The sequence below is a fragment of the Kitasatospora sp. MMS16-BH015 genome (genome assembly GCF_002943525.1).
Classification (GTDB): Bacteria; Actinomycetota; Actinomycetes; order Streptomycetales; family Streptomycetaceae; genus Kitasatospora.
Genome location: NZ_CP025394.1, coordinates 7,214,178 through 7,231,267, shown reverse-complemented (window position 1 = coordinate 7,231,267; position 17,090 = coordinate 7,214,178). Strand labels below are relative to the sequence as shown.

Sequence of the window (17,090 nt, the reverse complement as noted above, 5' to 3'; positions counted from 1 at the left end):
CTGACCGCCGATCAGTAGGTTCCCTGACCGCCGATCAGTAGGCGTAGGAGCCGAAGAGGTCGACCACCAGGTGCGTCGAGCCCTGGCTGCCGTTGTAGAAGCCGATCTCGTTGTAGCCGTCGATCGTGGTGACCGCGCCGTTGGCCACGGTCTGCCCGGCCGACCAGTTGAGGCTGGAGACGGGCGGCGGCACGTCACCCTGGCCGAAGGCCGTCAGGTAGCCCGGGGCGGTGGGCTGGGTGACGGTGACGTTCAGCACCCGGGCCGCCGGCAGACCGTCGAACCACTGCCCGCTGTAGAAGAACCGGGCCCCGGGCACCAGCGGGCCGTGGCCGAAGCGGCCACGGGTGTCGATCAGCCGCTGGGGCGTCACCGGGTAGTAGCGCAGCCCGGTCTCGGCGAAGTGCCCCGCCAGGTCGGCCACCACCTGCACGGTGCCCGAGCTGCCGTTGTAGAAGGTGATCCGGTCGTCCTTGACCGGGACGGTGACCAGGTTCGCCACCGTCTGCCCGGGCGTCCAGTTGAGGTTCGAGGCCAGCGGCCTGGGCACTCCGGTCGGGTAGACCGTCAGGTAGCCCGGGGCGGTGGGCCGGGTGACCGTCACGTTGAGCGTCACGGCCGTCATCACCTCGGGCGGGCTGCTCGGCACCCCTAGCAGCCGGAGGTCGATCGAGCCGCCCGGCGGCACCGGCCGCTGCTCCGCGAACAGGCCGGTCCGGGTGTCCAGGAGCCGCTTCGGCGCGTCCGCGTGGTAGCCGTTGCCGGTCTCGGCGTAGGAGCCGAGCAGGTCCACCACCAGGTGCGCGGTGCCCTGGCTCCCGTTGTGGAGGCTGACCGACCCGTCCACCACCTGGACGGTGACCTGATTCGGCACCGTCTGGCCGGCCGTCCAGTTGAGGCTGGAGACCACCGGCATCGGCACCCCGGTCGGGTAGACCGTCAGGTAGCCCGGGGCGGTGGGCTGGGTGACCGTCACGTTCAAGGTCACCGCCGTCAACCCGTGCTCCGGCAGGCCGTACCGCCCGGCCAGCCGGAGCACGACCGTGTCGCCCGGCGGCACCGCCGCCCCGTGATCGCTCCGGGTGTCGAGCACCCGGGTCGGGGTGATCGGCGTGTAGGACGAACCGGTGGTGGCCACGGTGGCCTTGAGCTGGTGGCCACCGCTCTCCGCCAGGGCGCCGTCGGCCCCGAAGCCGTAGGCCAGGAGCAGGGTGAAGGCGAGCAGGGCAGCGCTCACCAAGGTTCTCAGGCGTGTGTTGATGACTTCCCCCGTCATGCCGTCGCTGAGACGCCGGCCCTCGGCGAGGGTCGGCAACTCCGTAGGGTATCCCCAACTCGACTGCATGCGAAGGTGGTTGATGCCTCAGGGGCGCACCGGGCCGCGGAACGGGAGAGTCTGGTTGTAGACCACGCTGGTGGTGGTGGAGCCGAAACCGGCCAGCTCGTCCATCAGCTGCTCCAGGTGGCCCATCGAGGTGGCCGCCACCTTGAGGGTGTAGCAGTCGTCGCCGGTGGTGCGCAGGCACTCCAGGATCTCCCGGCGCTCGCCGAGCAGGTCACGCAGCGGCTGGTGCCGGTTGCCGGGGTACTTGAGCCGGACCACGGCCAGCACCGGGTACCCCACCTTCTCCAGGTCGACCACGGCCCGGAAGCCGGTGATCACCCCCTGGGTCTCCAGCTGGCGAACCCGCTCGGTGGTGGCGGAGGGGCTGAGGTTGACCCGGCGGCCCAGCTCGCTGAGCGAGATGCGGCCGTCCTGCTGGAGCTGTTCCAGGATCGCCCAGTCGACTTCGTCGAGATTCACGGCCATGGCGCGATGCTACCTGGAATTCGGCGGTCAGAAGCCCCTTCTGCCGGGAGAAGTCCGTTCCGCCGGAAGTGATCTTCGAGCTAGCCTCGTGACATGCACCAACGCATGCAACTAGGCGTCAACGTACCGAACTTCGGCCCCGGCACCGACCCCGGCGTGCTGCGCGAATGGGCGCAGCTGGTGGAGGGCCTCGGCTTCGACCTGCTGATGGTCTCCGACCACGTGGCGATCACCGAGGACGTGGCCGAGCGGTACCCGGCGCCGTTCTACGAGCCGTTCACCACGCTCTCCTGGCTGGCCGGGCAGACCAGCCGGGTGCGGCTCGGCACCACCGTGCTGATCCTGCCCTACCGGCACCCGCTGCTCACCGCGCGGATGGCCACCAACCTGCACCAACTCAGCGAAGGGCGGCTGGTGTTGGGGGTCGGGGTGGGCTGGGCGCGGCAGGAGTTCGCCGCCCTCGGGGTGCCGTACGCCGAGCGCGGGCGCCGCACCGACCAGGCGCTGGCCGCGCTGCGCACCGCCTGGCAGGAGGAGGGCGTCTTTGTGCCGCTCTGGATCGGCGGCAACAGCGCCGCCGGCCTGCGCCGCACCCTCGCCTTCGGCGACGCCTGGCACCCGCTGCGGGTCACCCTGCCCTGGCTGCGCTCCGCCCTGGCCGGCCAGGACCTGCCCGGCCTGGCACCCCGGATCGCGCTGCGACTCACCGACGCGCCGGTGCACGACCCCGAACGGCTCGCCGGGGTCGGTACGGTGGAGCAGGTGATCGAGGACCTCCGCGCCCTGCGCGAGCTCGGCGCCGAGGCCGTCGTGCTCGACCCCTACCACGGCGATCCGGCCGAGACCCGCCGCCCCCAGGACGCCTGGCGGGCCCTCACCACCGTGGCCACCTACTGGAGGCACGCATGACCACCCCTGCCGACGAGGCCCTGCTGCGCCGCGCGATCGGCCTCGCGGCCCGCGCGATCACCCTCGGCGACGCCCCGTACGGCTCGCTGCTCGCGGCCGAGGACGGCACCGTGCTTGCCGAGGAGCACAACACCGTCCGCCGGGACGAAGACATCACCGCCCACCCCGAGCTCAAGCTGGCCCGCTGGGCGGCCCGCCACCTCAGCCCCGAGGTGGCCGCCCGCACCACCATGTACACCAGCTGCCAGCCCTGCGGCATGTGCGAGGGCGCCATCCTCCGCTCCGGCCTCGGCCGGGTGGTCTACGCCCTCGCCACCGAGCAGCTGGTCGAGCTCAACCCGCCCTCCGGCCAGTGGCCGCCGGTGCCGGCCGAGGGCCCGGCCCTCCTCGCGGAGGCCCGGGTGCCGATCGAGACCTACTACGCCCGCTGACGCGGGGGCCGCTCCTCGGCCTACTCCTCGTAGACGTTGACGATGTTGACGTCGGGCTCGTCGTCGCTGAACACCTCGTTGAGCAGCGCACCGCCGACCAGGCCGGCCGCGCCGGCGCCGATCAGCGCGCCGGTGCCGTAGCCGCGGCGCTGCTGCTGCGGCTGGTGCACCTCCGGCTGGTACTGCTGGGGGTAGCCCTGCTGCGGGTAGCCGCCGCCCTGGGGGTAACCCCCCTGCTGCGGGTAACCCTGCTGGGGGTAACCGGCCTGGGGGTAACCCTGCTGCGGGGTGTAGAACGGCGGGGCGGTGGTCTGGACGCGCTGGGCGCAGGCCGGGCAGGACTGGATCTGCCGCGGCACGCCCCACTGCGGGGACCAGAGCGCGACCGCCGTGCCCGGGCCGTGCGAGGGGTCGAAGAAGCAGGTCACGGGGCTCTCCTGGGGTACGGGCAGGCTGCTCGGGATGGGGGCGGGGAAGGACTGCGACTGCGGCTGCGGCTGCGGCTGCCCGAGGGGCTGCGGCGGCGGGGTGAAGGACTGCGGGGGTGCGGCCGGCGGCGACGGAGGTGCGGCCGGCCGCGCTCCCGCTGCGGCGGCTGGGGCCGACGGGGCCGGGTGCGCCGCGTACGGGTCGGCGGCCGGTGGGGTGGCGGGCGGCGCGGCCGGGGTGGCCGGGCCGCCCACGTCCACGCCGAAGTCGGTGGCGATGCCGCGCAGGCCGGTGGCGTAGCCCTGGCCGACGGCGCGGAACTTCCAGTCGGCGCCGTGGCGGTAGAGCTCGCCGAAGAGCATCGCCGTCTCGCCGGCCGTGCCCTCGGCGAGGTCGTAGCGGAACACCTCGCGGTCGTCGGCCGCGTCGAGCAGGCGGATGTAGGCGCCGCCGACCTGGCCGAAGCTCTGGCGGCGCTGCTCGGCCTCGTAGATCGCCACCACGAAGACGATCTTCTCCACGGCGGCCGGCACGGCGCCGAGCGCGACCGCTATCCGCTCCCGGTCCGTACCGGTGGCCTTGCCGCCCGCGTGGGTGACCGAACCGTCGGGGCTGCGCAGGTTGTTGAAGAAGACGAAGTGCCGGTCGGAGACCACCTGGCCGGCCGCGTCGCACAGCAGCGCCGAGGCGTCCAGGTCGAGGCCGGGCCCGGCCTGCCAGCCCAGTGCCACCGTGACGGCGGCGGCCCCGGGGGCCTCCTTGCCGAGCGATGCGTTCCCGCCACGGGAAAGGATCGCGCCCATCTCTCCTCCGAAGTGATCATCCGTTGTCGCAAGCTGACCAACGCGCGGCCGAGCCCGATAGGTTCCCTGGTCAGGATCGCTCGATCAGGTGAGAACCAGCACCGGCTTGACCACCTCTCCGGAGCGGGCCGCCTCGGCCGCGCGCTCGATCTCGGCGAAGGGGTAGCACCGCACCAGCCGCTCCACCGGCAGCCGCCCGGACCGGACCAGTTCGGCCAGCGCGGGCAGGAAGCGGGCCGGCCGGGCCGCGCCCTGGTTGATGCCGAGGATCCGGGGCGCCCGGCCGAGCAGCGCGGGCACGTCCAGGGCCACCTCCGTCCCGGCGGGCGGGGCGCCGACCACCCCGCAGGCGCCGCCGACGGCCAGGCACTCCACCGCCTGCCGCAGCGCCCGCACACTGCCCGTGGTCTCCAGCGCGTGCTCGGCCCCCCTGCCGCCGGTCAGCCGCCGGACGGTGGTCACCGCATCCTCGGCCCCGGCGTCGATCACCTCGGTGGCGCCCAGCTCCAGCGCGAGCGCGAGCCGGGCGGGCAGCAGGTCGACCACCAGGATCCGGGTGGCGGCGGTCAGCCGGGCGGCCAGCACAGCGGCCAGGCCGACCCCGCCCGCGCCGAAGACCACCAGCGTCTCGCCCGGCCCGGGCCGCAGCACGTTGAGCACGGCACCGGCCCCGGTCTGCACCCCGCAGCCGAGCGGGGCGAGCAGCTCGGGCGGCAGTCCGTCCGGCACCGGGACGGCGTTCCGCTCGCTCGCCAACGCATGGCCGGCGAAGGAGGACTGGCCGAAGAAGTGACCGTGCAGCGGCGATCCGTCGGCGGCCCAGAGGGTGGCGCTGCCGTCCAGCCGGGCGCCGCCGTAGAGGTTGAGGGCCGGCCAGTGCTCGCAGCGCACCGGGCTGCCCTCCCGGCAGGGCGGGCAGCCGCCGCAGGAGGCGAAGGTGAGCACCACCCGCTGCCCGGGCCGCACCCGGGTCACCGCCGGGCCGACCGCCTCGACCACCCCGCTGCCCTCGTGCCCCAGCACGGCGGGCAGCGGCCCGGGGGTGCGCCCGGCTCGGACGCTCAGGTCGGTGTGGCAGATGCCCACCGCCTCGATCCGCACCAGCACCTCGTCCGCCTTGGGCACGTCCAGCCAGACCTGCTCCAGCTCGAACGGGCCGCCCGGGGTGCGGACCACGGCCGCTTGCGTCGCCAGGTTCATCGCTCAACTCCCTTCGCCCGGTGTGCTCCAGGGCCCGTCCGGGGCGTACAGCCGGGCCTCGGTGGCCCGCTCGTACGGCATGCCGGGCGGCATCCGCAGCACCTCCAGCTGGAGGCCCCAGGGCGCGCGGAAGTAGACCCAGCGGTCGCCGTCGATCGGGCCGCCGTCGGTGATGGTCTGCGGTTCGCCGAGCACCTCCACGCCCGGCTGCGCCCGCAGGTAGGCCACCGCCGCGTCCACGTCCGCCACCGCGATGGCCAGGTGGTGGCCGCCCCAGTCGCTGTTGCGCGGCAGCGTGCGGCGCTGGTCGGGAGCGGTGTACTCGAACAGCTCCAGATTGGTCACCGGGCCGAGCCGCAGCATCGCGATCTGCGCGGAGGCGGCCCGGTCGACGCCGAGTTGGCGGGTCATCCAGTCGCCCTCGGCGTCCGCCACCGGTCCGATCCGGTAGAGCAACCGGGCGCCGAGCACGGTGGTGAAGAACTCCACCGCCTGGTCCAGATCCGGCACGGTGTAGGCGACATGGTGCACGGCGAGGGCACCCGGTATGCCGCGCTGGGGGGAATGGCCGGTCATCGCGGGTCTCCGTTCTCGGTGATCGCGGCGTAGCGCTGGTTGGCCAGCGCGGCCGTCAGGCTGAGCCCGCCGTCCACGGTGAGCGTCACGCCGGTGGTGTAGGCCGCCTCGGGTGCGGCCAAGTGGGCCACGGCTGCGGCCACTTCGGCCGCCCGGCCGGGCCGGCCGAGCGGGATCTCGGGGCGGGGGTACTCGGCGGCGTCCTGCCCGTCCGGCACGCCGTTCATCGGGGTGGCCGTCTCGCCGGGGCTCACCGCGTTGACCGTGATGCCGTACGGCGCCAGTTCGAGCGCCATCACCTTGGTCAGCTCGCCGAGCCCGCCCTTGGCCGCGCAGTAGGAGGCCCCGCCGAGGATCGGCACGTACTCGTGCACCGAGGTGACGTTGACGATCCGGCCGCCCCGCCCGAGCGCCACCATCCGGCGGGCCGCCTCCTGGGCGCAGGCGAACGGGCCGGTCAGGTCGACGGTGAGGATCCGCTGCCACTCGGCCAGCGTCTCCGTCAGCACCGGCGAACGCCGGTTCACCCCCGCACAGTTGACCAGCACGTCCACCTGCCCCAACCGCTCGGCCGCCCGCCCCACGGCCGCCGCGGCGCCGGCCGGGTCCGCCAGGTCCAGCGCGAACACCAGCCCCTGACCGGCCAGTTCGGCCGTCCGCACGGCCCCCGCCCGGTCGCTCCGGTACCCCACGGCCACCTGGTGCCCGGCCGCCGCCAGGGCCAGCACCACCGCCCGGCCGATCCCCGAGCTGCCCCCGGTCACGATCGCGGCCATCAGGCGGCCTCCTCGCGCACCTGGTACCCGGCCCCGGCCAGGCTCCCCGCGCCCAGGTACCCGTACAGCGCCACCGTGGTGACCCCGCGCCTGGTCCGGAAGCCGTGCCACTCCCCCGCCGGCACGTACGCCAAGTCGCCCTGGCCGAGCCGCACCCGCCCGTTCTCGGTGAGGTGGTCGCCGCCGCCGAGCAGCACGAGGAAGAACTCGTCCGCCGCCGGGTGCCGGTGCAGGTGGTGGGTGCCGCCGGGCACGAAGGTGGAGGTGGCCACGGCCAGTCGGCGGGAACCGACGGTGCCGGTGGTGGCCAGCCAGTGCACGGCCATCCCCTCGAAGCCACCGGCCCGCCGGAGTTCACCCCGCTCGCGCCGCCGGGCCAGCGGCACGCTCCCCCCGTGCTCGCCGTGCCCGTCCTCGCTGCGCGCGGCGGGCAGGACACAGCGCGGCCCCGGCTCCGGACGGGCGTGCACGGTGAGCAGCACGGCCGGCGAGCGGCCCACGCTGATCCCGTACCGGGTGCCCGCCGGGTGGTAGAGCCCGTGGCCGGGCCGGAGTTCACCGCCGGGCCAGCCGGCCCGGCCGGTCAGCAGCACCGTCACGGCCTCGGCCCCGGTCGACTCCTCGGCCCGCGTCCCGGCGTGCACGGCCTCCACCGTGACGCCGCCCAGGGCCTGCGGGAAGAGCTGCAGGTCGATCAACCGCCGGAAGCACGGCGCTCGTTCGGGTATCGCGGCGGGTACCAGGATCATCGGGAGCCTCCTCGGTCGTGGTCGGCCGGGTCATGGTCGGCCTGGTTGCGGTCGGCCTGGTTGCGGTCGGCCCGGTCACCGTCAGCTCGGCCACGGTCGGCCGAGTCGGAGAAGTCGAGCAGCAGCTTCGGGGGGCCGCTGCGCCCGTTCGCCAGCAGCTCGAAGGCACGGGGGCCCTCGGCGGCGGGGAGCACGGCGGCGATCAGCGGGTCGGCGTCCAGGACGCCGTCCTGGTAGAGCCGCAGGGTGCGGTCGTAGTAGTCGAGGCCGTGCCGCACGCCGATCACCTCCAGGCCGCGCAGCGCCAACTCGCCCGGGGCGAAGCCCTCGGCGGGGGCGCCGGCCACCCCGATCACGGTCAGCCGGCCGCCCGGCTCCAGCAGGTCGAGGCCCAGCCGGAAGGCGCTGGCCGCGCCGCTGGCCTCCACCACCAGGGAGTAGCGGCCGAGCCCGGTGCGGCCGGCCAGCTCGGGGGTGAGCCCGCGCCGGGCCCCGCACCGACGGGCCAGCTCCAGACCGGCCGGGTCGATCCCGATCGCGTCCACCGATCCGGCGGTACGGGCGGCGAGTTGGACGGCGAGCAGGCCGATCGTGCCGGTGCCGATCACGGCCACCCGGTCGGCCAGCCCGCAGCGGGCCAGCTCCAGGCCGCCGACCACCGTCACGGCGGGCTCGGTGAGCGCCGCGGCCCGGTCGGTGACCCCGTCCGGCACCCGGCTGAGCGAACCCTCGGGCATCACCACGTACTCGGCGGCGGCGCCCTGCTGGCCGTAGAGGCCGACCTCGCGGAGCCGTTCGCAGAGCGTGCGGCGCCCGCGCAGGCACATCCGGCAGTAGCCGCAGTGCAGCATGGTGTGGCCCACCACGCGTTCGCCGACGGCGAGTTCGTGGCCGGGGCTGACCACGGTGCCGGTCCACTCGTGGCCGAACACCACGGGGTAGCCCGCCCGCCCGTCCCGCAGGTACGAGGCGGTGCCGTGCAGCAGCTCCAGGTCGGTGCCGCAGAGGCCCACCAGGGCGGTGCGCACCAGCACACTGCCCGGGCCGGGCTCCGGGCGCGGCACCCGGGCCAGCGCGACCCGGTGCGGCCCCTCGATCCGCAGCGCCGCCATGGTGCCCGCCTGCGCGGGCACCTTCGGGCCGGCCTGGGCCGCGGTGGTCACGGCCGGTCCGTCCGCCGGGGGCGGGCCCGCCGGGCGGCCGTGAGGACCGGGAGGGCGGGTTCGGCGCCGATGGTCAGGCAGAGCAGCTCGGCTCCGAGCGGGCCGGCCGCCAGGTCGAGGTCCTGGCCCCGGCCGATCAGCAGCAGGTCGCCGGTGTCGGCGAGGTGCTGCACCGGGTCCGGGCCCTGGACGGCGAGCACCGGGCCGCGCAGCACGTACCAGGCGGTCTCGGTGGCCCGGCGACCGCTCCGGCGGTGCGAGCCGCCGGGGCTGAGCCGGACGTGTTCGAAGGCCTCGCACTCGCTGTGCAGCAGGTCGCGGCGGGCCAGGCAGCGGACGCGGGTCCGCTCGCTGCCCCGGCCCATGACCACCATGGCGGCCGCTCCTGCGGTGGTGACGATCATCGGATGCCTCCTCGCGACACGGCCAGGACGGCGTGGAAGTACTCCAGCCCCGCCTCCCCGGCCACGATGGTGACCTCGCCGCCCAGCGGCAGGGTCAGCGCGGTGCCCTCGGCGAGCGGTACCTCGACCTCCTCGTCCGGGCCCTCCCCGTCACCCTCCGCAGCGGCCAGGCCACTGCCGGCGGTGACGTACACGGCGTGCTCGACCTCGTCGGCCTCGAGCAGGATGCTCTCCCCCGGCTCCAGCCAGGAGAGCCCGACCCCACGCAGCGGGCCGGTGAGCACCTGCCCGGGGTCGACGGCGCGGCCCCGGTGCAGGGCGGTGATCGCAGTGCTGGACATCTCGGGTGCTCCTCGCTGTACTCCGTTCTGTCCTCGACTCTCACCCGCCCGCTGTCCCGGCCACACGGGCACCCGGTCCCGTCTTCCCGTCCCACCCCGGGCCCGGCCTTCCCGCCCCGGTCCCGGGCCGGTTCGGGAGTGCCTTCAGGAGCACGTCAGGACGGGCGGCCCGGGACGGGAAGGCCCCCGGTACGACAGCGGTGCCCGTGGCGGCTGCAGCCGCCACGGGCACCGAGGGGTCGGTCAGGCCTGGCCCAGGCTGATCTGGTCGCCGAAGACCACCCAGTGCTGGCCCTTGTCGGCGGAGTCGCAGGGCTTGGTGGAGACGTTCTGGGTGTTCCAGGTGTTGGCGAGGCAGTAGGCGGGGGCGAAGGTCAGGTGGATCTGGTCGCCCTGGATGCTCCAGTACTGGCCCTGGTCACCGGTGTTGCAGCCCTTGGTGGAGATGTCGGGCTTGCCCCAGGTGTTGGCGAGACAGTAGGCCCGAGCGCCGGAGAGGGAGATCTGCTCGCCCGTGACGGTCCAGTGCTGGCCCTGGTCGCCCCCGTCGCACGGCTTGGTGCCGACGTTCGGGGTGCTCCAGGCGTTGGCGAGGCAGTAGAGGCCGGGTGTGCGCTTGGCCGGTTGGGCCGCCGGGGCGGCGGCGCCCGCCGTACCGGCGGGGAGGAGCGAAGCGGTCAGCGCCAGGGTGGCGAGGGCAAGCGTCTTGCGGAGGGCGATTGCCATGGGGCGGTTCCGTTCTCACTGGTAGGCCGTGCCATGCGGGCACGGCCGATCGGTGCACTCGAGGCTCGCTCCGAGCATTTCGGTTCGAGTACACAGCAATTGGTAGCAGTGATCATCCGCACACGGCCAGTCACATCCGCCGCGTTCACTCGAACGGAGCGTAACCGCCCACCCCGGCCCTCACTCGGTCTCCACCCGGTACGAACGCAGGCCGCGCCGAAGGTAGTTCGCCAACGCATGGGGGTGGTCGTCGGAACAGGTGTGCAGCCAGACCCGGTTGACCCGCTCAGCCGCCAGCGGCTCGGTGGCCCAGGCCTGTTGCAACGCCAACGTGAGCGCGTAGCCGCCGAACCCCCGGCCGAGGTACTCGGGCACCAGCCCGAAGGCCGTGAGCTCCACCTCGCCGGGGGCCTGCGGCTCCAGGTAGGCCACCCCGGCCGGCTCCTCCCCGTGGGTGAGCAGCCAGTACTGCCGCAGCGGGTGCGCCGCGAGCTTCGCCAGCCACTGCTCGTCGGTGCAGGTCGCACTCCGCCAGCCGTAGTCCGCGCCGACCGCCGCCTGGGTGCCGCGCACCAACGGCGAGGACCGGTCGAGCAGCCGCAGCCCCAACTCGGGCACGACGGCAGCCGGACGGAGCTCACTCGGCGCCGTCATCTCCAGGTACGTGGTGGTCATCCCCATCTCGGCAGGCTAGCGCGCCCCTCTCACGCCTCCGACACCGCCCGGGCAGCCGGAACAACGGGACTGGGGGCGGGAGCCGGAACGGGGGCGGAGGCAGGACCGGGGGCGGAGGCAGGAGCGGCGCCCCCGGTCGCCGAGGCGGAGGCGGGAGCCAGGGTGGTGCTCCTCCGCTCCGAAGTCGGGGTGGTGTGCAGGGAGTCGAGGGCGCTCCGGAGGGTGTCGGGCCCGATCCGGGTGAGCAGGCTGCCCTCGGCCACGTGCGGTCGGCCGAGGCCTGCCAACAGGAGGAGGCCCGGCTCGCCGGTGGCGGCCATGGCGCGGCCGACGGCTTCGAGCAGCGCGGCGAGGTCGATGCCGGGCGGCAGTGCGACCGGGGCACCGATCCGGCGCAACAGGTCGCGGTGGGCCCGTTCCCCCGCCGGGTCGAGCAGGCCCAGGACCCCGGCGATCCGCGCCGCCAGCAGGAGACCGAGACCGTCGGCGTACCCCGGCAGCAAGCCGTGGCCACCGGCCCGGCCCGACGGCCGGCCGATACCGCCGAGCGCGCCCGAGGAGAGCCCAGGATCACCGGCCCGCCCCGGCGACCCGCCGGGAGCACCATGGGCGCCCGAGGACAGCCCGGGGCCGTCGGCCTGCGCCGGCAGTCGGCCGCGACCGTCGGTGCGGCTCCACGCCGAGCCCTCCCCCGCCACCGAAACGATCGCCTGCCCGAGCACTCGCCCGTACTCCAACGCCCGGGCCGGGCCCACCTCTTGGGGGTCGTGCTCGGCCACGGCCGCGCGGGCGTCCGCGCAGATCGCCACGGACGCCGTCAGCTCGGCCGGGCCGACGGTCGGGCCGAGAGTCGGGCCGAGCGCCGGGTCTGCGGTCGGGCCGAGAGCCGAGCCGAGAACCGCGCCGATGGTCGGGCCGAGAACCGGGGCGATCCGGTCGAGCTGGGACGGGCAGACGGCGAGGACGTGGCGGGCCACGGTGACCAGGTCGGCCCGGAGCCGGTCGGGCGGAGCGGCGGCCAGGAGGTCGAGTTGGCCCCAGACCAGGGCCGGAGCGTGCCAGACGCCGATCGCTGCGCCCAAGTCCGGCCCGCAGGGCAGCCGTTGCCGCAGCGAGAGTGCCGAGCCACCGAGTGCCGCGAGCGTGGTCGGCACCAGGACCAGCCGCAACCCCCGCAGCAGCAGCCCGGCCAGCACTCCGGCCGTGCCGCACAGCCCCTCCCCGCCCACCGCGATCAGCACCGTGCGCCGGCCGACCCCCTCGGCCGCCACCCGTTCGGCCAGCCGCTGCACGGTCTGCAGACTCACCACCCCCGGCACCCGCAGCCGCTGCCCGGCCGGCAGCCGGGCAGCGAGCTGCTCCGGCACCACGCCGTCGGTCAGCAGCACGTACCGGTCAGCCGCCAAACCCGCGATCTCCCGTACCAGTTCGTCCCATCCCTGGTCCCCCTCCCGTACCCGCAGCGGTACTTGGGCAGCCCCCACGCACAACAACCGGTCCAGCCGGTACGAGTCGGCCATCTCGGCCCTCCCTCGGCGATTTCTCCCCTCCACCGTGCGGCGCCCGCCGTCCCGGCCGCACGGGCAGCCGGTCCTGTCCTGGGCCCGCTCCGGTCCCGCTAGACTCAGCCGCCTGGAGCGGGGCGGGGCACCTGGGGCGGTGATGGAACGACAGCAGGTGTACGTCGCCGCGGCGGACGGCGAACGGGAGTTGGCCGAGGAGCTCGCGCTGCCGCTGGCGGCGGAGGGGTACGTGGTCCTCCACAACGGCACGGTGCGGGTGGGCGATTCGATCATCGCGGCGGCGACCGAAGCACTGAAGCGGAACACCCCCGTGGTGCTCTGCGCCACCAAGGAGGCCGCCGGCAGCACCTGGACCAACCAACTGGTCAACGCCGCCCGGGTCGGCGGCCTGCCGGTGTTCGTGGTCCAGATGCACCGGGACGCGTATGTGGACCACCTCGCCGTCGGCACCGAGGTGGCCCGCTACTGCGACGACCCGGCGCAGGCCATGGCCCGCCTGATCGCTGCCCTGCACGACAAGTTCCCGCCCACACTGCCGCCACCACCGCCCGAGCCGGTCTCCCCTGGCGTCACCGTGGCCGGGGGCCAGTACCTGGACGAGCCCAGCGGCATCGCCGAGTTCGACCACCTGCTCCTGCACGAGTTCCGCAGCGGGATGCGCGAGGAGGTCCAGGCCGAGTATCCGCCGGCGCTGCCGGCCCGGCACTTCCTGGAGCTGGCCGGGCTCTGGGCCCAGGGCTCGCTGACCCGCACCGGCGCTGTGCTCTTCGCCCGCCATCCCTCGCCCGGGCAGGCGAGTTACGCCGTCAAGTGCGTCCGCTACCACGGTACCGACCGCTCGGCGAGCCGCGACGCGGTGACGCTGGAGGGCTCCGTGCTCACCCAGATCGACGGCGCCTGGGAGTTCATCTCCGCGCACACCGTCCGAGGTGAGCTCCCCTCCTCGTCCTCCGCCAAGGCCGAGCCCTACCACCCCTACCCGCAGATCGCCGTCCGCGAGATCATCGCCAACGCCGTGGTCCACCGCGACTTCAGCCGGCTCGACTCCTGCGTCCACGTCCGGGTCTTCGCGGACCGCCTGGAGGTCAGCAGCCCCGGCACCTGGTACGGCGAATCCCCGGCCGGAGACACCCCGGTGGAGCTCGGCACCCTGGAGAGCCACTCGCGCAAGCGCAACTACCAACTGGCCCGGATGCTCACCTGGTCACGGTACGTGGAGGGCGAGGGCAGCGGCATCCCGACCGCCGTCCAGGCCTGCCGGGAGAAGGGCAACGCTCAGCCGCTCGTGCTTCAGGAGGAGGGTTTCGTCACCGTCCGCCTGCTGCCGCCGGCAGAGCCCGCCAGGCCGGAGCCGAGCCACATCACGATCGGCGGCCACAGCAGTGTCACGATCGTCCAGCCGGCACCCCGCCAACCGGCCCCCTGGCCGCACCAGGTCGGCGTGGTGCCCCGGCAGGCATTCTCGTACCAAGGACGCGACGAGAGCGCACAGTTGGCCCGTCTCTTGGACGACCACGACGGGGTGGCGCTCGTCGGCCTAGGCGGGGTGGGCAAGACCCAACTCGCTGCGGAGTACGCCCGGGGCAGCCAGGGTCGCGGCGACCTGGACGTGCTGGTCTGGGTCGACGCTCGGAGCCGCGCGGGCATCGTGGCAGGCTTCGCCCAGGCCACCGCCGAACTGATCCCCTCCGAGGTCGAGGAGGCCGAGGTCTCCGCGAGGATGTTCCTGGCCTGGCTCGAAGCCAAGGGAACGAAGCCACCCTGCCGGTGGCTGGTGGTGCTGGACGACCTGCTGGACCCGGCCGATCTGTCCAACCTCTGGCCGCCATCGAGCCCGACCGGACGCACTCTGGTGACCACTCGGCGGCGGTACGGCGTGCTGTCCCAGACAGGCCTGTTGGTCCATCCCGTGCACGAGTACCACACGTCGGAAGCAATGAGCTATCTGAGCACCCGACTCCCGCACGAACCCGGCGCGGACCTCATCGTGCTCGCGGCCGCGCTGGGCAACCTCCCGGGCGCCTTGGCCCAGGCCGCCGATCACCTCGCCGAGACCGGCCGGACCTGCGCCGACCTGCTCGAAGACATCTCCCGCCCGGGCACCCCCCTACCCTGGCTGACCTTCACCCCGGCCGACTGAGCCACCGAGCCCTCAGTGCGGCAAGTCCGGCCGCCGCTCCGGCAGTTCGCCGCTCACCCCGGCCGGGAGGACCGCCAGGCAGAGCAGCTCCGCGCCCAGCGGGCCGCCGTGCAGGTGGACCCGTTCGCCGTCCGGGGCGAGGAGCAAGTCGCCGTCGTGCAGGGTGCGTTGGGGGTGGTCGCAGCAGTCGATCAACGCGACCGGGCCGCGTAGGACGTACCAGGCGGCCTCGGTGTCGGTGCGGCCCGCCAGGTCGTAGCAGGCGCCCGGGCTGAGGCGGACGTGGTCGACGGACTCGCACTCGCTGTGCAGCATGCCGCGGCGGGCCAGGCAGCGGGTGCGGACGCGTTGGGTGCCGGGGCCCAGGTGGACGGTGGCGTAGGCGATGTCGGCGACGATCATCGGTCGACCTCTCGGGGCGGGACGGTGAGGACGGCGTGGACGTACTCCAGGCCCTCCAGGCCGGCGGTCAGGGCGGCGCCGGTGCCCAGCGGGAGGGTGAGGGCCCGGCCGGGCATCAGCGGCACCCGGACGTCACCGGTGGCGGCCCGGCCGGAGCCGGCCGTGACGTAGAGGGTGTGTTCGACGCCCTCGGTACGGAAGACCGCGCGCTCGCGCGGCGGCAGGGTGACGTGTTCGAGCAGGCGCAGCGGCCCGGTGAAGACGGCCGCCGGGTCGACCGGGCCGACCCGGCGGAGGTTGGTCACCACGCTGTGGCGGACCACCGGGCCGTCGGTGGCGTCGGTAGCATCGGCAACAGGAGCAGCGGGCATCTCGATCACCAGCCAGTCCAGGTTCTCCGGCCCGGTGTTGCGCAGGCCGTGGGTGGTGCCGAGGCCGGTGAGCACGGCATCGCCGGCCTCGACGGGGTGGGGGCGGCCGTCGAGGGTGATCTCGCCGCGGCCGCCGAGCAGCACGTAGACCTCTTCGGTGCGGGTGTGGCGGTGTTCACCGCTGACCCCGCCCGGGGGCACGCTGGCCCATTCGACGGCTTCCCAGCCGCCGCCGAGGCCGGCCCGGCGGGCCAGGCAGGCCCAGCGGGTGCGGCCCCGGGTGCCGTGCACCCCGTGCACCTCGGCAGGCTGCCGGGTGTCCGCGACGATCACTGCGTGACGCATGAGAGTTCCTTCAATTCGGCTGCCGCGGAGGCCAGTTCGCGGGCGGTGAGGTCATCGGCGAAGCAGCCCTCGCCGATCCCGACCGGGAGCGGGAGGCGCTGGCGGCCGTCCCGGTGGCGGACGGTGTCGGTGAGCGCCTCGCCGAGGGTGGCCGGCTCCATCAGCGGGTGCCAGACCGGCAGTCGGAGGCGGCGCATCAGCTCGATGATCCGGTCCCGCTGCCCGGGCTCGACCAGTCCCCTCCGCTGGGCGAGCACCGTGGTCAGCGCCATGTCCACGCAGACCGCCTCGCCGTGCAGCAGTTCGGGCAGTGCCCGCATCTCCACGGTCGGGCTGAACGAGTGGCCGTAGTCCATCGAGCGTTCCAGCCGGTGCTCCCAGAGGTTGGGCTGGAGCTCCTGGAGCATGCCGTGCACGGCCCGCACCAGCACCTCGCCGCCGATCGCCGCCGGGCCCTGGAAGCGCTGGGCCAGCAGGGTCTCCCCGCCCTGCTCCAGGAGGTCGAACAGGCGGCGGTCCTTGATCAGGGCCACCTTGAGGATCTCGGCCAGGCCGTTGCTCAGGTGGCGCCGGTCGAGGGTGGCCAGGAAGGCCGGGTCGAGCAGGGTGGCGGTGGCCGGGTGGTAGGTGCCCAGCCGGTTCTTGTGCGGGCCGAAGTTGACCCCGGTCTTGGCGCCGACCCCGGCGTCCACCAGCCCGATCAGCGTGGTGGGCACCCGGACGAACGGGGTCGAGCGCCGGTAGAGGCTACAAGCCAGGCCGACCACGTCCATCAGCACGCCGCCGCCCACGGCGATCACCGGTTCACCCCGTCGGGCCAAGCCGAAGCCCTCCATCGCCTCGGCCACCCGGAAGACGGAGTCCATGGTCTTGAGCTGCTCGTGGGCGGGCAGCACGCAGATCCGGTGCGGCAGGCCCCGGGCCTCGAAGTAGGTCCGGATCCGGTGGCCGTGCAGCGCGTGCACGGTGGCGTCCACCACCACCAGCCGCCGCCCGGGGGTGGCCCCGGCCGTGGCCAGCGCCGGGTTGGCCGGGTTGAGCACCCCCGGACTGAAGCTCACCTGGTAGGTCACCGGCAGGGCGGTGGTCACCGTCCACCCGGTGACGGGCTCCCCGAGGGTGTAGAGCCCGTGAGAGTCGTCTCGCTTGGCAGGCACACCGGCCTCCTTCGTCACGTTCGTCACGGCAGGACTTCTTGTCCTCCACGGTCGCCATCCCGGTGTCCCGGCCGCACGGGCGTACGGTCTCGACCTGGTCCCTGGGACCCCGGACCGGCGGCCGCCCCCGGCGAGCCCGGCGCCGTACGGTGGACAGTGG

Annotated in this window: 19 protein-coding genes; 3 read left to right on the top strand and 16 right to left on the bottom strand. The window is 74.2% G+C overall.

The features are described from left to right. Positions 1-34 precede the first annotated feature (34 nt). Together CFP65_RS30835 and CFP65_RS30830 are read right to left on the bottom strand one after the other, a co-directional pair. On the bottom strand, positions 35-1,237 hold the full coding sequence (locus tag CFP65_RS30835; protein ID WP_104819258.1) for a hypothetical protein: 1,203 nt from the start codon (positions 1,235-1,237) through the stop codon (positions 35-37). 126 nt (positions 1,238-1,363) lie between these two features. Further along, positions 1,364-1,810, bottom strand: coding sequence for an Lrp/AsnC family transcriptional regulator (locus tag CFP65_RS30830; RefSeq protein WP_104819257.1), 447 nt, complete (start codon positions 1,808-1,810; stop codon positions 1,364-1,366). A gap of 105 nt (positions 1,811-1,915) precedes the next feature. Here CFP65_RS30830 and CFP65_RS30825 point away from each other — a divergent pair, with 105 nt between their 5' ends. Both CFP65_RS30825 and CFP65_RS30820 read left to right on the top strand, forming a co-directional pair. Then, complete coding sequence (locus CFP65_RS30825) at positions 1,916-2,719, top strand: LLM class flavin-dependent oxidoreductase (RefSeq protein ID WP_104821243.1); 804 nt, start codon at positions 1,916-1,918, stop codon at positions 2,717-2,719. Continuing rightward, the gene (locus CFP65_RS30820) at positions 2,716-3,150 is read left to right on the top strand and encodes a nucleoside deaminase (protein WP_104819256.1); all 435 of its coding nucleotides are present in this window, start codon (positions 2,716-2,718) and stop codon (positions 3,148-3,150) included. Before CFP65_RS30825 ends, CFP65_RS30820 begins: the two co-directional genes overlap by 4 nt. Before the next feature lie 20 nt (positions 3,151-3,170). On the opposite strand, the gene CFP65_RS42230 is transcribed toward CFP65_RS30820, so the two are convergent. From CFP65_RS42230 to CFP65_RS30765, 11 genes are all read right to left on the bottom strand, one after another. Continuing rightward, complete coding sequence (locus CFP65_RS42230; RefSeq protein WP_104819255.1) at positions 3,171-4,382, bottom strand: TerD family protein; 1,212 nt, start codon at positions 4,380-4,382, stop codon at positions 3,171-3,173. A gap of 84 nt (positions 4,383-4,466) precedes the next feature. Next, entirely contained in the window at positions 4,467-5,582 is a 1,116-nt protein-coding gene (locus tag CFP65_RS30810) for an NAD(P)-dependent alcohol dehydrogenase (protein WP_104819254.1), read from the bottom strand. A 3-nt stretch (positions 5,583-5,585) separates the two neighbouring features. Continuing rightward, positions 5,586-6,158: a VOC family protein gene (locus CFP65_RS30805; protein ID WP_104819253.1), complete on the bottom strand. Its 573-nt coding sequence runs from the start codon at positions 6,156-6,158 to the stop codon at positions 5,586-5,588. After that, positions 6,155-6,934 carry an SDR family oxidoreductase gene (locus CFP65_RS30800; protein ID WP_104819252.1) on the bottom strand — a complete coding sequence of 260 codons (780 nt, stop codon included), beginning with the start codon at positions 6,932-6,934 and terminating at the stop codon, positions 6,155-6,157. The genes CFP65_RS30805 and CFP65_RS30800 overlap by 4 nt, the downstream gene beginning before the upstream one ends. Beyond that, the gene (locus CFP65_RS30795) at positions 6,934-7,683 is read right to left on the bottom strand and encodes a cupin domain-containing protein (RefSeq protein WP_104819251.1); all 750 of its coding nucleotides are present in this window, start codon (positions 7,681-7,683) and stop codon (positions 6,934-6,936) included. Before CFP65_RS30795 ends, CFP65_RS30800 begins: the two co-directional genes overlap by 1 nt. Next, positions 7,680-8,846 (bottom strand): zinc-binding dehydrogenase, encoded by a 1,167-nt coding sequence (locus CFP65_RS30790; RefSeq protein ID WP_254553161.1) that lies wholly within the window; start codon positions 8,844-8,846, stop codon positions 7,680-7,682. Before CFP65_RS30790 ends, CFP65_RS30795 begins: the two co-directional genes overlap by 4 nt. Continuing rightward, on the bottom strand, positions 8,843-9,250 hold the full coding sequence (locus CFP65_RS30785) for a hypothetical protein (protein ID WP_104819250.1): 408 nt from the start codon (positions 9,248-9,250) through the stop codon (positions 8,843-8,845). Before CFP65_RS30785 ends, CFP65_RS30790 begins: the two co-directional genes overlap by 4 nt. Continuing rightward, on the bottom strand, positions 9,247-9,591 hold the full coding sequence (locus CFP65_RS30780; protein WP_104819249.1) for a hypothetical protein: 345 nt from the start codon (positions 9,589-9,591) through the stop codon (positions 9,247-9,249). The genes CFP65_RS30785 and CFP65_RS30780 overlap by 4 nt, the downstream gene beginning before the upstream one ends. 243 nt (positions 9,592-9,834) lie before the next feature. Continuing rightward, positions 9,835-10,317, bottom strand: coding sequence for a ricin-type beta-trefoil lectin domain protein (locus CFP65_RS30775; protein ID WP_104819248.1), 483 nt, complete (start codon positions 10,315-10,317; stop codon positions 9,835-9,837). Positions 10,318-10,497: 180 nt separating this feature from the next. Then, on the bottom strand, positions 10,498-10,998 hold the full coding sequence (locus tag CFP65_RS30770) for a GNAT family N-acetyltransferase (protein WP_104819247.1): 501 nt from the start codon (positions 10,996-10,998) through the stop codon (positions 10,498-10,500). Between the two features lie 23 nt (positions 10,999-11,021). Beyond that, positions 11,022-12,512, bottom strand: a complete 1,491-nt coding sequence (locus CFP65_RS30765) for a hypothetical protein (RefSeq protein ID WP_158702444.1) — start codon at positions 12,510-12,512, stop codon at positions 11,022-11,024. Positions 12,513-12,654: 142 nt separating this feature from the next. Between CFP65_RS30765 and CFP65_RS30760 the strand changes: the two genes are divergently transcribed. Next, positions 12,655-14,655 carry an ATP-binding protein gene (locus tag CFP65_RS30760; protein WP_104819245.1) on the top strand — a complete coding sequence of 667 codons (2,001 nt, stop codon included), beginning with the start codon at positions 12,655-12,657 and terminating at the stop codon, positions 14,653-14,655. A gap of 12 nt (positions 14,656-14,667) precedes the next feature. Here CFP65_RS30760 and CFP65_RS30755 read toward each other — a convergent pair whose 3' ends face one another. From CFP65_RS30755 to CFP65_RS30745, 3 genes are read right to left on the bottom strand one after another with little or no spacing between them, the layout of a single operon-like run. Next, positions 14,668-15,057, bottom strand: a complete 390-nt coding sequence (locus tag CFP65_RS30755) for a hypothetical protein (RefSeq protein WP_217368203.1) — start codon at positions 15,055-15,057, stop codon at positions 14,668-14,670. Next, a complete protein-coding gene (locus CFP65_RS30750) occupies positions 15,054-15,773 on the bottom strand; it encodes a cupin domain-containing protein (protein ID WP_104819244.1) in 720 nt (239 codons plus the stop codon). The genes CFP65_RS30755 and CFP65_RS30750 overlap by 4 nt, the downstream gene beginning before the upstream one ends. After that, positions 15,758-16,930, bottom strand: a complete 1,173-nt coding sequence (locus CFP65_RS30745) for a sedoheptulose 7-phosphate cyclase (protein WP_104821240.1) — start codon at positions 16,928-16,930, stop codon at positions 15,758-15,760. Before CFP65_RS30745 ends, CFP65_RS30750 begins: the two co-directional genes overlap by 16 nt. Between the last annotated feature and the right edge of the window lie 160 nt (positions 16,931-17,090).

Bases quoted from the DNA above. Each gene is read 5' to 3' on its own strand.
- CFP65_RS30825 (WP_104821243.1), top strand. From the start codon at position 1,916: ATGCAACTAGGCGTCAACGTACCGAACTTCGGCCCCGGCACCGACCCC.
- CFP65_RS30805 (WP_104819253.1), bottom strand. From the start codon at position 6,158: ATGACCGGCCATTCCCCCCAGCGCGGCATACCGGGTGCCCTCGCCGTG.
- CFP65_RS30810 (WP_104819254.1), bottom strand. From the start codon at position 5,582: ATGAACCTGGCGACGCAAGCGGCCGTGGTCCGCACCCCGGGCGGCCCG.
- CFP65_RS30750 (WP_104819244.1), bottom strand. From the start codon at position 15,773: ATGCGTCACGCAGTGATCGTCGCGGACACCCGGCAGCCTGCCGAGGTG.
- CFP65_RS30775 (WP_104819248.1), bottom strand. From the start codon at position 10,317: ATGGCAATCGCCCTCCGCAAGACGCTTGCCCTCGCCACCCTGGCGCTG.
- CFP65_RS30820 (WP_104819256.1), top strand. From the start codon at position 2,716: ATGACCACCCCTGCCGACGAGGCCCTGCTGCGCCGCGCGATCGGCCTC.
- CFP65_RS30780 (WP_104819249.1), bottom strand. From the start codon at position 9,591: ATGTCCAGCACTGCGATCACCGCCCTGCACCGGGGCCGCGCCGTCGAC.
- CFP65_RS30760 (WP_104819245.1), top strand. From the start codon at position 12,655: ATGGAACGACAGCAGGTGTACGTCGCCGCGGCGGACGGCGAACGGGAG.
- CFP65_RS30830 (WP_104819257.1), bottom strand. From the start codon at position 1,810: ATGGCCGTGAATCTCGACGAAGTCGACTGGGCGATCCTGGAACAGCTC.
- CFP65_RS30755 (WP_217368203.1), bottom strand. From the start codon at position 15,057: ATGATCGTCGCCGACATCGCCTACGCCACCGTCCACCTGGGCCCCGGC.
- CFP65_RS30785 (WP_104819250.1), bottom strand. From the start codon at position 9,250: ATGATCGTCACCACCGCAGGAGCGGCCGCCATGGTGGTCATGGGCCGG.
- CFP65_RS30800 (WP_104819252.1), bottom strand. From the start codon at position 6,934: ATGGCCGCGATCGTGACCGGGGGCAGCTCGGGGATCGGCCGGGCGGTG.
- CFP65_RS30770 (WP_104819247.1), bottom strand. From the start codon at position 10,998: ATGGGGATGACCACCACGTACCTGGAGATGACGGCGCCGAGTGAGCTC.
- CFP65_RS30765 (WP_158702444.1), bottom strand. From the start codon at position 12,512: ATGGCCGACTCGTACCGGCTGGACCGGTTGTTGTGCGTGGGGGCTGCC.
- CFP65_RS30795 (WP_104819251.1), bottom strand. From the start codon at position 7,683: ATGATCCTGGTACCCGCCGCGATACCCGAACGAGCGCCGTGCTTCCGG.
- CFP65_RS42230 (WP_104819255.1), bottom strand. From the start codon at position 4,382: ATGGGCGCGATCCTTTCCCGTGGCGGGAACGCATCGCTCGGCAAGGAG.